The organism is Bacillus sp. MN7755, assembly GCF_054771475.1.
The window spans coordinates 18,337-32,166 of the sequence record NZ_BTRL01000031.1; the positions used below are offsets into that span (position 1 = coordinate 18,337).

Consider the following 13,830-nt stretch of genomic DNA (forward strand, 5'->3'; position numbering starts at 1 on the left):
TAGAATCTCATCTAATTAATCTTAATCCAGATATAATCATCTTCATACTTAACATTTAATTTTGATCGAATTCCCTTCATATAGGCCTCTAATTGTTTTGTAAATTCCTGATCATATCTATTTACGTCTAAATATAACTTAAATATATTTCCTTTCGTTAAATCAAACTCCCATTTTAGAAAATTATGTAGCATATTTTTCTTATTCATGTAATTATTAGCTTCCATATAATCTAGTAATTCGTATAAATTATAGTATACCAAGCTATTTGGTTTAAGTTCTTCACATTTTGGACAGTATTCTCTATATCTATCTTGTAATTGCATAATCATTTCTGTCCCACATTGATTACAGTTATACATGTAGCATTCTCCTTTACTGGATAACCCAATTCATCTCTCTTATGCTCTTCCTACCCTTAAAGTTTAATATTATACTATTTCGCTTTAAAAATATTCCTCTCATGCCACTTAAAATATAAATTTATTCTCTAGGTGAATTTCTATCTTAGCTTTTGGTATTAATCCAAATAGCGAATAATCCGTCTCTACTATTTAAAAGCACTATGAGTATATCGAAGATTTCATCTTTATGCATGAAGGGTATTTTTAATTTTCATAATATTAATATTGTTTAGGATCTACATATGTATTATTATAAATAATGGTATATTAGTAAATTTTTTATATTAATTCTATTCAATCTCTAAAAATATGAGTCTTGGAGGCGTTGTTGTGCGTAAAAAATGGAAAATCGGGCTAATGAGTTCTCTTCTTGCCTGTACAACCTTTACATCTGTTGCATTTGCAGCAGAAAAACCAGTCGACCAACCCAAATGGGAGGAGTGGTTAAACGGACATGCAAAAATATTACATGAACCCACTTCCCAAACAACAGAAGATTTATCATTTCTTAAAGAGGAGGTAAAAGACAAGAGGATTGTTGTACTTGGCGAAAGTACACATGGTGCGAAAGAAATCAATCAATCAATCCAAAATACGAATAATTAAGTACTTACATGAGGAAATGGGATATGATGTGATTGCATTTGAATCAGGGCTTGCGGAAGCATCAGCTGTTCAGCAAAATTTTGACCGCTTAACCGCTACGGAAGCAATGAGGCAATCATTAGAAGGTGTATGGCAAACAGAGGAAATTGAACAATTGTTTATCTATATGAAAGAACAAAAAGAAAAAGGAAAGCCAATCACATTAGCTGGTTTTGATATGAATTTGTTTTATAAATCTTCATTCCACTCCTATGCGAAAGACTGGTTGCAAAAATTAAGTCCTGAAATGGCGTCTGAATTTGATGCAGCAGTAACAGAGTTGATTAAACTGGATAGGTATTACAATGGATATGAGGCATATCCCTATGATCAATTTAAAATTGAAATACAGCCCGTAATCAACAAGTTTGAAAAGGTTAGAACGTTTATTCAGAATCATAAATCTGAATTGTCTCAAGTTGCACCTCATGCCACGTATGATGTAGACTTTCTGGAGAAATCAATTAATATACGGATTGATGCGATTAAAACGCATTTAGATGCTGAAATGAAATTTAAAGGTGGTATCTACTCCCCTAACCTTAAAGACTACGCTTCTTATATCCGAGATCAAAAAATGGCACAAAACTTAGCATGGCTCACTGAAATGCAGTATAAAAACCAAAAAATCATTGTGTGGGGGCATAATTATCATATTCGAAAACAAAATTCAAAAATGATATTAGATTGGACGAAGGCGCAGCAATACAATTATGTAGGCCCAAATATGATGGATTATCTTCCGCAGCGCATTAAAAACCAAATGTACACAATTGGAGTGTTTGCGTATAGTGGGAGCAGTTGGAATAATCAACATGACGAAGTTGTTCCTGTACATAACGAACATGAAGAACAAAGTGTTGAAAAAATTATCAGCACTGTCAGAAGTCCAAATGTCTTTGTAAACTTAAAGGGAGAAAGTAAACGACCAGAAACGTCATGGATGTTTACCCCAACTGCTGCAAGTTACTGGGGGATCAAAAAGCGAGAAGAAATCATGATTCCTATCGAACAATATGATGGCATTCTATGGTTAGAAAAGACTTCACCTTCCGTTCTTAAGTAAAATAAAGAGCATCCTTACATGTTAAGGGTGCTCTTTTTCTTGTCATGATTATACATAATACTGAATTCTTAACTTGATGGCATTGAACGATACCCCTATAGCACCTAATAGAACACAAGTAATATTGTGTTCTATTAGGTTACCGTCGCTTCAGTAACTAACTTTGAAAGAATTTGAATAATATTTTGTTGACTTTTATATAATACATATTTCCATCTTTTCTACTGATAACTAATTTTTCTTTTTTTAGTACCTGAAGGTGTCTAGAAGCTGCGCCCTCGCTTAAATGACAAATTTGTGCCAAAGATTGTGTTGTTAATGAACGCTCTTGTAATATTCTCAAAATTTGCAGCCTTGAAGGCTCTCCTAATGCTCGGTAAATATCTACCATTTTTTCAATAGGTTGTTCTGGGAATGCCTGTTCTCTTGCGATTGAAGAATCATAAACAATAACAACACCTTCTTTTATTTCATCTACAAAAAAATGAGGCCAAACAAAATAACTAGGCTTGAACTACCCCCACTTTCACTTCGTTTAGAAGTGAAAGTGGGGGTAGTTCAATTTCTGTTACTAACTTCCTTCTAGCCTGTATATACCCATGTAAGACACTAGATAAAAGGAGCAGAATCATGAACATTAAGTTAAAGATTAATATTTCATCAGAGTTTATTATTGCTATTGGCGGACTAATTACAGTTCTCCATCAGGCAGGAATCATTTGATTCTTGCTTTTCTTTTTCGTTCGTTGTGTACGTTTGTTTTGCTACTCCTTATCTTTCCTTAACAACAAACAAGACGCCACCCAGATAAAGGCAGCGCCTACAATAGTAGTTATAAATTTAATCAAATCATATTTACTCTCATTTTTACTTATTTCCTTGCTTCCATACCCCATTCTTTTTGTGATAGATATCCTTGCTAGTCATGAAGTGAAACGAGCTACCCGGAATATAATATCTCTTCCGCTTCTTTCTATTTTTCTCTCTCGTTCCTTTTGTTTAGCAATCTCTTGTAAATCTGCTTTCCATTATCTTATTAACTCTTTCTTTCGCATCGGATAATGTTCCCCTTGAATAAAGTAATCGCTAAAGAAACACTTCTCATCAATATATATCATCCTTCTTTTCAATTGTCCATTTTATTCAAAATAAAAAGTTCACCAATTAAGGCGAACTTTTTATGTAACTAGTTCTGCGAGTTTCGTTCACATCATAAGGTTCGTTATTTGAAAAACAAAGAAGTTTTTCATGATATATAATATGTGTCTCTAAGATAAATGTGCTTATACCCAATTTCTTTTTAAGTATCCAGTTTGTTTATTAATGTGTAATTTCTATATAACAAAGAAAAAAGCACCCGTACCGCCTTGCCCGCCCTACTATGCGGTATACGTTACCGTGACATTCTCGCATAAGAACGTTTCACTTATAGGTGTACTAATCCTCTTCGATATGCGGTTGTCAAAGGGCTTGTACATATAATTTATAATTTTTAGCATTTTATTTAATCCCCCGAAAAGTTCGCGTTTTGTTCGCTATTTTTAGATGATTCCAAGTGCTGTAGCAATCAATTTAACCGCACTCTGCTTCTTCTCATAGAAATAAGTCTTCTTGAGTAATAGATCGTGATAAACATCTGAATCTTTTACTCTCTCGTTCGTCAGAAACTTACACTCAACGATTTTACGCTCATCCTCATCTAATAAATTGTTAAGGGCCTTCTCAACCTGTTGCACCTTCCATTTACTCATGTTTCTAGAATCACGTAACTCAGGGAATAAACTAATTCCTTCCTGCTCTACATCATTACTGAATCGCATCTTAAGTGCTCTGTATTCCTTTAATACACTTACTACTTCCTTTTGTACTTTCTTATCATCGATAGCCCGTAATAAAGTTAATTGTCTTTCCATGAAGGAATCCCCCTATTTCGAATTTTGGTTTTTACATTTACATCAGGTACGTGAAATTTTACTATCTCTTTGTTGAATAAGGAAAACATGCTTAGTAAAGTAGCCCCCACCATTCTACTCTGCATGGTTCCGTTATCCATTAAGCCTTTGATAACTTACGTTTCTTGTTAACCATCTTCTCTTTCACTGCTTCAATGTTCTTTGCTACCTTTTGATGGTCCTGATCAAATTGAATCATTCCATCGAACATAACTGGAGTCACTGCTTCATCTACGTATTGTAAGTAATCAACTGGCGCTCGTTCTGTCTGTTCTATTAAGTATCCATAAATATCAAGGTCTGCTCTTGGTATAGACTTCTTGCCCTTTGGTTGATGAGACATCCCTACATAAGATTGAATGACTGATAGTGGCACCACGAATACTGACTTGTCCTTACTGAACTCAATAAGGAAGAAACAAATCGCTCCCATCTTCTCTGCTTTCTCCAGATAATCTAATTGGTGCTGCATTTACTATTAGGAATACGAATTTTTAGAGGGGAATTATATTGGATGAGTTTTTATCTTCTGCTGCATTAAACCCTGGTTCGATTGGACCTACACTTCCACCTATGCAGCCTTTTCAGTTCCCTACTGGGCCTACCCGGCCAAGCTTATCTTTCACTCGCTTAATCTTTACTCTTACATTCATTCTGTTACGCTCCTTTTAATGAACTTTCAATTTGTCTCTTACGTGTAAGTAGATCATCTAAATTTCCTTCTGTTTTCTTTTTCTTAAGCCCTAACATATTTAAATGTAGTTTCATGTTGCTTATATCTGAATTAACACTTTCTAATTCTGATTCGAGTTGAATTCTCGTTTCTTTTTTCAATATGCACTTCGTGAATATCGATGGTATCAATCGCTGCACCGCAAATATCACAATATGATTTAGACGGAGCTCCATAATTTAACAATTTCACATCCCCCTTTTACGCCTCTATGAATCTTTGAAGACGTTGCTTAGCAATCTCTCTTCTATAGCTTTCCGCTTTATTTTCAACCGTAAGGCTTGTTTCAACCATTCAATCATATGAACGCTTCCCTACTTGATTCTGTAGTTCTTTAAGTTGTAGATTACTTGTATATAAGGGAGGGAGTTCTTTTCTATAGCGTCCATCTATAATATTGAATAAATGACTATAATGAATTAGGAAACAACGCTCCGATGCTTTTCTCGCATACATACGCTAAGGGGAAATATCTTTTACCGATGAATGGACAAATGAAAGATAATGAGTTTAATAAATATAAAGAAGTTATGGATAAAATAATTAAGTAAGTTAACGAATGCGTTTTCAATACTTGGGATGTATGATAAAATAATATTTGGATGGGAGTCCAACACTCATATTATTAAAATTAAAGTGGTTATCAAATCGGAGGAAGGCACCTTAGGGTGTCTTTTCTTTATTTTCAAAAGGACCTGCTCAATTCATCCTTAAAAACATAAGGTAAAGTGAACTCATTAAAATACATGAATGACCCTTGTTTTCCCCTCTTATCTAAAAGAGGATCTATTATGGGATTTGGTGGTAGTTGCGGCGGAGGTTGCGGTTTTGCTGGAGGATTTGCTTTAATAGTTGTATTACTTATTTTATTAATAATCATTGGAGCTTCTTGAATCTGCTAAAAAACTATGGGAAAAGACACTCTTATATGGGTGTCTTTTTTACGGCAATATATCAATACTTTCTTTTTTACAAATGGTAAAGAGAGTTTTGCTTTTTATCTTTTATTAATAACGAGATTTAATTTCTAGTTAATCAGGTATATAAGGAAAAGGAGCTAACAATAAATTGTTAACCTCTCAGCTTAAAGCAAAATAGTATCTTTCCTTATTTTTTAATATCTAGGTTGTGATTTAATATTGGTAAGATGAGCATCAAACATATCAATTATTTCAAGAAATCTATCTGCTTCACGAAATACATGGTCTGCTAATAATGGATGAATAATACTCTTTATTTTACATTGCTCAATTAAATCACGTGCCGTTTTCTTAAAATCCCGAAGAGATGTGACTGACACACGATTTTGATCTAAAAATTGATCCAAAAGAGGAACTGTTTGAGATTGTGGTTTCATAGATTCTCAGTCAATTGCTTGATACATTAATTCATCAAAATCATTGCTAAAATTCCGTGCTGTATCTACAAGCTTTCTTTCCGATGGATCAAGAAGATGACCAATAAATTTAGCATGGTCTGCCATAATTCTTAAAAAGAAAACATTTTCTTTAATAATAGCATCAGGAAGGGCATCTAATTTCCCTTCATTTAATTCAATTAAACGTTTTCTAAAATAATCAGCTTCCCTACTTGTATGGTCAACTAACAGTGGAAAATTATTTTGCCCTGGCAATTTACATGTGAGAATTAATCCTAGAATTTTTCGTTTAAATCCCCAAATATTAGTTGCAGCTTGTTGTACTTCTGAATTAAATCTTTTTATTTGCCCAGGATCTGTTTCATTTGTATAGGAATACGCTATTTGTTCGATATGTTCAAACAATCGGTAAAATTGATTAGCTTCTTCGATTAGTTGGGTATCCTCACATCTAAACCCCAATCGAAGAAAAAGAGAATGCTCCTTCATGATTCTAGACCAAAAACGAATTTCATTTAATGATCGTTCAACAAACATTACAGACGTAACACCCGTATCAGGATGTAATGAGGTTTCATCCCTATTCATTCTCAATCCCCCCAGTAAATACTAAGTTAGTTCTATTCTTATGAGTAAATATATATATAAATACCATCAAAAAAGGTTCATGATGAATAATGATAAATCTCATATACATGTAAAATTAACCTAACCTATCATTATCGATAGCCAAAGCAAGCCCACTCCTTATCTATTTGTATATAAAGAGTGGGCTTGCTTTTCTTCTGAAGTTTTCCTTGCACACCCCTAGCTTGATGGCGATGGTCGGAAAAAACCACGCTAAGCACAAAATACAGTAAGCTGCCCATATGGACAGCTTATTTACATAATTATCGTTCTCGGAAGTTCTACACTTTATGTTCGGGATGGAAATCTAATAAGTTAGTTCAGATTATGAAGGCCAGGCGTAGTGTTTTAATATAGAGTTGGAGTTGGAGTCGGAGGAGAACAATGGAAAGAAACAATATCGTTTATAGCAACTGAATAATGATTCCATCTCCCGCCGAAAAACCTATAGCCATAAACTCTTTCGTGCCCAACAGTCGTCAAAAAAAACCAGAAATTGTCTCCGTTTCTAAGCGACAGATATGTGAACCGAAATATACAATTTTGAAGACCCCAAGGACTCTGGGCATAGAGTGGCATTTGTCGTATATATACCATGATTCGAGGTTCACTCCTTATTGAAATTAGACTTATAACTAATTTTATGCTTAGGGTCAAAGCTTAGATTGGATGTATGCCTAGTAGCCTACTTAAATTCAATTTTGAATGTATATCGTATACATGTCAGGTTAACATAACGTCCTTTATGTGTTGTAGTCTTAAAGATGGAATAGATAAAGCAACTCAACATATTTTTAAGGATTTACTCCTACACCAAATGGTGCGAGAAATCCTGGAATTGTAGTAATTACAGTATTAGTTATTCCATTTATTAAAGAAATATTGTTGCTTTCAAAATTTGCTGCGTAAATTCGATTAGTTAATGGATTAATTCCAATTCCTTTTGGAGAATTTCCTACAATAATAGTGGTAATTACTGTATTAGTTGCTCCACTAATTACAGAAACATTGTTGGTGAATGCATTTACTACATAAATGAGGTTGGTAGATGTATTAACTCCTAAAAAGATTGGAGAATTTCCAACAGAAATTGTAGTAACTACTGTATTGGTTCCTCCATCAATTACAGAAACATTGTTGCTCCCAGAATTTGTTACATAAATTTGGTTAGTTAATGGATTTATTCCTATTTGTTCTGGACCAATTCCAACAGAAATTGTAGTAATTACGGTATTAGTTATTCCATTTATCACAGAAATATTGTTGTTTGAAAAATTTGTTACATAAATTCGATTAGTTAATGGATTAACTCCTACCCCTTGTGGAAAAATCCCAACAGAAATTGTAGTAATCACGGTATTAGTTGCTCCATTAATTACAGAAACATTATTGGTGAGTGCATTTACTACATAAATGAGGTTGGTAGATATATTGATTCCCACTACTGTTGGTAAAGTTCCAACAGGAATAGTAGTAATTACACTATTTGTTAGTCCATCAATTACAGAAACGCTGTTGCTGTTTCCATTTGCTACATAAATTTGATTGGTAGATGTATTAATGCCTATTCCTCTTGGGCCAAATCCAACAGGAATGGTAACAATTCTAGTATTAGTTGTTCCATTAATTACCGATATGTCATTATTTCCTATATTTGATACATAAATTCGATTGGTAGATAATAGTCCAGTAGGCCCAGTGTTTCTCGTAGGTCCGGTGTCTCTTGTTGGTTCCGTCGGTTCTGGTGGCCCTCCAGATGGCCCGGTTGGACCAGTATCTCCTGTTGTTTCTGTCGGTCCTGTTGGCAAAGTAAAAGAAGGAATAGATGGTACTGTAGGACCAATCAAATTTAGATCTAATGCAGGGGCATTTAATAAATCATCCGGTATAAGACCATCCCATTTCTTTTTATTAAACATGATTCACCTCCAAAAACTTTTATCCTAACTAATAAATGCATGAAATAAACAAAATAAAAGTAATAAAAAAACGTTATATTATTTTTATGAAGCATGTTATATATAAATCACCTTTTTATAAACTAGTTTTATATTTTTAGTTTTGTATACTTTATACATATTGAGTTAACATAACGTCCTATTATCAGTAGCAAGGAAAAGGAGGAACCCCACTCTCCCAAGGGAACCTCCTTTTTTCGTTCAATGGACCTATGCATTTTTTTATACATTCCTATTCTGGTGCGGTTTTAGGTTTCTCGATTGTTGTTGGATCAACCAAAAAACTGTATTAAATCTTGCATGCTCCTAGGGTCACTATATATGAACACTACGTATTTGACTTTCTCAATGACCAACATTACTTAACGTGGTAAAATAGTATTCGGATGGGAATCCAATGTTATTAAAATTAAAGTGGTTATCAAGTCGGAGGAAGGCACCTTAGGATGTCTTTTTAAAATATATAAGCGCACCATCCCTTTCCTAATAGAGGCCCTCCTCATGCCTCCTTACAGGGAGAATGAGGGAGCATTTGTTATTTACCCAATTACCGAGCTTTCAAATGTTTGAAATAGTTACCTATCCCCTAATCACCGAGTATGTTTATTCCTCTAAATCACTTTCCATAATAATAAATAAAGACAAACCCTTTATCCTTAAGATACAAAATCTTTCTCAAGAGTATCAAACTCGGTGATTAGGGTAGAGTGGTATACATCATTTAGATGGTTGCAACCCCTCTCCTTTTTTGGAACGGTTCATGACTTCTAATAATAAATATTCTTTTACTGTTAGCTCAACCGTTGGGCAATATTCAACCTTTGATAATTTGTGAAATAAAGAAAGGTATTCGTGTAATTTTTGAATCATTTCATCTAAAGTGATTTCTCCTACACCGTATTCGATTACTAGACTTAAAAATATCTCTATATCTATTAGACTTGGTTCAATTAGGGAAATAATTTGCTGTACCTTCGGTAAAATAACTGTTTCATAACGTTCTTTGAATAGTTCTATGTCCTCTGGTGCGGGTTCATTATCACATAGCTTTTTAAAAGATATCACACGAATATCATTTTGTAATGAATCAATACGCTTTTCATAAAACGTTTTGTCGAACCCTTCTTTGTCAGCAATATCATAATGAAGTTCTGTTTGTGATCTACGCTTGTTCTTATAAGAATCCATAAGGATTTTCTCTTTTTCGTTAAACATCATGATAAAAACGGTACGTTCTAGATTCATGATGTTGTTTGCTATGCTTAATATTTCATCTAACACTTTTGCACGTTCTTCTTCACTTAACTTTTTCATAGAGGATGGAACAAGGTTTTTGACATTCTCAAAAGACTCGGAATTAATAATATGTTGAAGAGAAAATTGAACGACTTCTGGTAAACAAGGATCAGTTGTTTTGTCTAAGAGTAACAAATCTTTAATCGTTCGTACTGTATTTTTAATCTCTTTTTGAGCTTGTTGAACTTTTTCTATACTTCTTTCCATGTATTCTGGTTGTTTAAGACGATTAAAGATGTATTCTCTTCTTTCTTCAAAATGTTGCTGTAAACGTGACATAGTTGTATCCCCCTCTATTTTCTGAATTGATTTAAAATTCCTCTTAAATTGTATCATTAAAGTTTATGAATTGGAGACGGTAGCAAGGTTTATTTACAAAGACAATGTAAAAAGACAATAAAGCTATTTAATTTTAAAACCTAAAACAAGCATAACCCCGTTCTAAATTTAGGACGGGGTTAAAATATAGTTGTTTAATTTTCGATATAAGATACTTCACTGTACTCAAAAAATATAACAATAAAGTCGTTTAATAATTTAAGGTTTGTTCAACAATAGCGCCCTTTTATTGAGCAATTGGTTGAAATTTTATTGTTAAAAATTAATTAAAGACAGGTGTTCTCTAGGATAATCCTAAGTATAAATAATATTGTAAGTCGGTTTGACAACTCCACTAGAGTACTGTTTCATGTCCACTAACTTTAAGTTAAGACGTGGCTTTACGCTTCCGAATAGAGAAATACCTTCACCGACTATAATTGGGTTAACCTTCAGCACCAATTGATCAATGAGTTTATGTTTAATCAACGACCCAGCTAATTCTCCGCCTCCACATAGCCAAATTTTACCCTTCCCTTGCTGCTTGAGATTCTTAATAAATCCTATAGCATCACCTTTGATAAGTTCGACCTCTTCGTTTGACTCAAACTGCATGGAGTTTGAAAATATGTAATGTTTTATGCCCTTATAGCCAGGTTCACCTGGTTTAGCACCGAATTGAAATCCAAACTCATATGTTTTTCCACCCATCAATACGGCATCGTATTGATGAATATCTGATAAAAAATCTGGGACATGATCCCCATCAAATAAAAAGCTAGAATTATTAATATTTCCATCTATCATACCTTGATCTGCAATAAAGTTATCTAGTGAAACTGCAACATGATAAATCAATTCAGCCATTCAGTTATCCCTCCAGGAAAATGAATTACCTAATTAATTCTATAAAACTGGTTTCATTTCCTTTTCTTATTAACCAACCTGTCCCGGTTAACTCAATAAGCTTTATTCCATTAAATGGTCCAATTGTTGAATAGCATGACCAGCGTTTTTTAAACAACTTTATTATTTCTGTACAGACAAGTTTTGAAATTGTATATCCCAAACTCATTAATAAAAACAAAGTACCATACGAAATATTACTTACCGTTTATGGAATTCTTTTTTGGTATTGTTTTATTTTTTATTACTCATTACGGCACGTGAAATTATTGTGTGTCGTAGTAAAAAAGCCCCCATATTTTTGAACACAAAAAGGAGAAATCCTATGATTTTTTGTTCAATATTATCGCGTCCAAAAATATAAAATTTTCTGAACAGTTCTTTCTTTTATTAATGAGAATTCAGAAAAATATACATAATGCACTTATTAAAAGTAATATTTTTACTAATTATTTATTGACTCTAATCTGAAATAGTTTTAATATTACGAAAAATAAATAGTACAATTTCATTAATTTTATACATATAACGCAATGAACAGGAGTAGTAAGGAGTGATGAATTGCTTAGAGAGCTGCGGGTTGGTGAAACGCAGACAAGGAGTCGCCTGAACTCACCTGGGAGCGGTATGGCCGAATATGTATTAGGTCTTAACGGTTTACCTTCGTAAATGGGTAGAAAAGTGAATTCAATTAAATTTTGAATTAACAAGAGTGGTACCGCGGAAGGCAAAGCCTATCGTCTCTTATAAGTAGAGACGATAGGCTTTTTTGTTTCATCATACAGGATATCTTGTGCAAAGAAGAATTATATAATTTTTCACAGCTAAAACTCGATAAACCATAGGAGGGATATTTAGGTGAATAGAAAAGAATGTATTGAATCAGGTGGCACTACTTATCAGAAGTTTCTATGGATAGGAGAAAAAAATCCGGCCATCCATCAGATTAAATTGGATACATATAATGAGATAGTTATAGGAAGATATGGTGGTAACAAGCAAGCGGGCGCCTATAAAAATGAAGATGGTGCTATGACTGGAAAGGGAAATGACTGGGAATTTGCTATGATTTTAGATGGCCACAACACTCCGGAAAGCGTCCACTTAGTAGTGAACACAATTGAAAATGAATGGAATACAATTGTATCTATGTTAGATATGTCTGTAGAAGTTGCTCTTCAATTAGTTAAAACACATATTATATCTGTATTTCAATCCCAAGATTTTTTTGAGTCATGTAAGCAAGTACAAGGTGAGACAGCCTGTCTCATTTGTGTGAGAAAAGCCAACTATGTATGGTGGCTATCAATTGGTGACTGCTTAATTTATCTGTTGCATGAGGAATTACATAAATTGGGCCAATACGCCCTAAATCAACGTCATTTTTATGAGTGGATTGGTGATGTTAATACGTTCTCATTACCTATCCCTTGTTATTCTTCTGGCATTAAGGAATTAAGAACAGGCCATAATCGCATTATTATGGTTACAGATGGAGTATTGGAATGTGGTGAAAGATATTACGAAAATCCTGTTCACTTATATACAGATTGCTACGCTGCTCCTGTTTCTTCAGATATAGAAGGTAGTGTACAACATGTACTACAGCATGTTCATAAGAATTTTGGTCGGGATAGCGCAACAATTATTAGTTGGGATTATAATAATCCTCTTCCTGCAACATACCCAAGTAACCAACCAGAAAGGAGAATCAAACATGTATGAATTTATTGAAAAAAAAGTAGTTAGAAACAAAAATTCTATTATCCCTTATACATGGATTCGTGGCAAAAGTGAAAACAAAGATATTTGTATCATGCTTCCAGGATCAGGATATACAACACAACGCCCACTTTTTCATTATGCAACAAATACATGCATGAACAATAATGTCGATATCCTTCATATAGATTACAACTACATAAGGAATGAACATTTCACAAAGCTTACTAGCACAGAACAAGATCATTGGATATATGAAGATGTCAAAACTGTTGTTTACGATGTATTAAAAGATACAGCGTATGAACGGTATTTCATTCTAAGTAAATCCATTGGGACTATACCTATGGCATATGAATGGAAACAAAAGAGTTTCGTTCGAAGTGCATATGGAATATGGTTAACACCTCTTATAAAGGATGACAATGTATATAATGCACTTCTATATACAAAATGGCCGTCTCTTTGTGTGATAGGTGATCAAGACCCTCATTTTATTAAAGAACGAATTGATTCTCTGCATAATAATAATTTAGTGCATACAATTGTTATACCTAATGCAAATCATAGTTTAGAGATTAAAGGGGATATTTCAACAACAATTAAAGCTGCAGATAAAATAATTGGTCATATAGAAGATTTTATTCACAGTGCTAAATCTTTAAAACATGATTAATATAAGACCATATACTTACTATATAGTAGGTACAAAATTTCCAAACGTAGAAAATAGATTTACTAACCACTCTAAAAAAAGAAGCTGATCTCTCTATTTCAAAGGAAATTAGCTTCTTTTTAAATTAAATAGCACGCCATTTAATTTAA

Annotated in this window: 10 protein-coding genes, 7 pseudogenes and 1 other annotated feature; of the genes and pseudogenes, 6 read left to right on the forward strand and 11 right to left on the reverse strand. The window is 33.5% G+C overall.

Going from position 1 to position 13,830, the window contains the following annotated elements; genetic code table 11:
* Positions 1-11 precede the first annotated feature (11 nt).
* Both ACYVEC_RS28460 and ACYVEC_RS28465 read right to left on the reverse strand, forming a co-directional pair.
* Positions 12-362, reverse strand: coding sequence for a hypothetical protein (locus ACYVEC_RS28460; protein WP_275719084.1), 351 nt, complete (start codon positions 360-362; stop codon positions 12-14).
* Between the two features lie 74 nt (positions 363-436).
* A pseudogene (locus ACYVEC_RS28465) lies at positions 437-554 on the reverse strand (HNH endonuclease); the annotation flags it as partial.
* Between the two features lie 180 nt (positions 555-734).
* Between ACYVEC_RS28465 and ACYVEC_RS28470 the strand changes: the two are divergent.
* Positions 735-2,115, forward strand: a pseudogene (locus ACYVEC_RS28470) (erythromycin esterase family protein).
* 157 nt (positions 2,116-2,272) lie between these two features.
* On the opposite strand, the gene ACYVEC_RS28475 reads toward ACYVEC_RS28470, so the two are convergent.
* The 3 genes and pseudogenes from ACYVEC_RS28475 to ACYVEC_RS28485 form a co-directional block, all read right to left on the reverse strand.
* Entirely contained in the window at positions 2,273-2,506 is a 234-nt protein-coding gene (locus ACYVEC_RS28475) for an ArsR/SmtB family transcription factor (protein WP_460509393.1), read from the reverse strand.
* A gap of 1,150 nt (positions 2,507-3,656) precedes the next feature.
* Positions 3,657-4,028 (reverse strand): ArpU family phage packaging/lysis transcriptional regulator, encoded by a 372-nt coding sequence (locus ACYVEC_RS28480; protein WP_098555755.1) that lies wholly within the window; start codon positions 4,026-4,028, stop codon positions 3,657-3,659.
* 139 nt (positions 4,029-4,167) lie between these two features.
* Positions 4,168-4,536: pseudogene (locus ACYVEC_RS28485) on the reverse strand (Holliday junction resolvase RecU); the annotation flags it as partial.
* A 41-nt stretch (positions 4,537-4,577) separates the two neighbouring features.
* Here ACYVEC_RS28485 and ACYVEC_RS28490 point away from each other — a divergent pair.
* Positions 4,578-4,673 (forward strand): annotated as a pseudogene (locus tag ACYVEC_RS28490) (exosporium leader peptide-containing protein); the annotation flags it as partial.
* Between the two features lie 51 nt (positions 4,674-4,724).
* Here the strand turns inward: ACYVEC_RS28490 and ACYVEC_RS28495 are convergent.
* Together ACYVEC_RS28495 and ACYVEC_RS28500 are read right to left on the reverse strand one after the other, a co-directional pair.
* On the reverse strand, positions 4,725-4,976 hold the full coding sequence (locus tag ACYVEC_RS28495; RefSeq protein ID WP_063224304.1) for a hypothetical protein: 252 nt from the start codon (positions 4,974-4,976) through the stop codon (positions 4,725-4,727).
* 25 nt (positions 4,977-5,001) lie between these two features.
* Positions 5,002-5,205: pseudogene (locus ACYVEC_RS28500) on the reverse strand (ATP-binding protein); the annotation flags it as partial.
* A 5-nt stretch (positions 5,206-5,210) separates the two neighbouring features.
* Here ACYVEC_RS28500 and ACYVEC_RS28505 point away from each other — a divergent pair.
* Together ACYVEC_RS28505 and ACYVEC_RS28510 are read left to right on the forward strand one after the other, a co-directional pair.
* Positions 5,211-5,351 (forward strand): annotated as a pseudogene (locus ACYVEC_RS28505) (stress protein); the annotation flags it as partial.
* A gap of 240 nt (positions 5,352-5,591) precedes the next feature.
* A complete protein-coding gene (locus ACYVEC_RS28510) occupies positions 5,592-5,693 on the forward strand; it encodes a YjcZ family sporulation protein (protein ID WP_098555757.1) in 102 nt (33 codons plus the stop codon).
* A gap of 221 nt (positions 5,694-5,914) precedes the next feature.
* On the opposite strand, the pseudogene ACYVEC_RS28515 reads toward ACYVEC_RS28510, so the two are convergent.
* From ACYVEC_RS28515 to ACYVEC_RS28530, 4 genes and pseudogenes are all read right to left on the reverse strand, one after another.
* Positions 5,915-6,766: pseudogene (locus ACYVEC_RS28515) on the reverse strand (DUF2935 domain-containing protein).
* 833 nt (positions 6,767-7,599) lie between these two features.
* Positions 7,600-8,724 carry an exosporium leader peptide-containing protein gene (locus ACYVEC_RS28520; RefSeq protein ID WP_063224303.1) on the reverse strand — a complete coding sequence of 375 codons (1,125 nt, stop codon included), beginning with the start codon at positions 8,722-8,724 and terminating at the stop codon, positions 7,600-7,602.
* 756 nt (positions 8,725-9,480) lie between these two features.
* A complete protein-coding gene (locus tag ACYVEC_RS28525) occupies positions 9,481-10,338 on the reverse strand; it encodes a hypothetical protein (protein ID WP_460509397.1) in 858 nt (285 codons plus the stop codon).
* Positions 10,339-10,692: 354 nt separating this feature from the next.
* Entirely contained in the window at positions 10,693-11,244 is a 552-nt protein-coding gene (locus tag ACYVEC_RS28530; RefSeq protein WP_053445898.1) for a dihydrofolate reductase family protein, read from the reverse strand.
* Between the two features lie 563 nt (positions 11,245-11,807).
* Positions 11,808-12,031, forward strand: a binding site (T-box leader).
* A gap of 110 nt (positions 12,032-12,141) precedes the next feature.
* Here ACYVEC_RS28530 and ACYVEC_RS28535 point away from each other — a divergent pair.
* Together ACYVEC_RS28535 and ACYVEC_RS28540 are read left to right on the forward strand one after the other, a co-directional pair.
* A complete protein-coding gene (locus ACYVEC_RS28535) occupies positions 12,142-13,008 on the forward strand; it encodes a protein phosphatase 2C domain-containing protein (protein WP_460509400.1) in 867 nt (288 codons plus the stop codon).
* Complete coding sequence (locus ACYVEC_RS28540; protein WP_098555760.1) at positions 13,001-13,681, forward strand: alpha/beta family hydrolase; 681 nt, start codon at positions 13,001-13,003, stop codon at positions 13,679-13,681. The genes ACYVEC_RS28535 and ACYVEC_RS28540 overlap by 8 nt, the downstream gene beginning before the upstream one ends.
* Positions 13,682-13,830 lie beyond the last annotated feature (149 nt).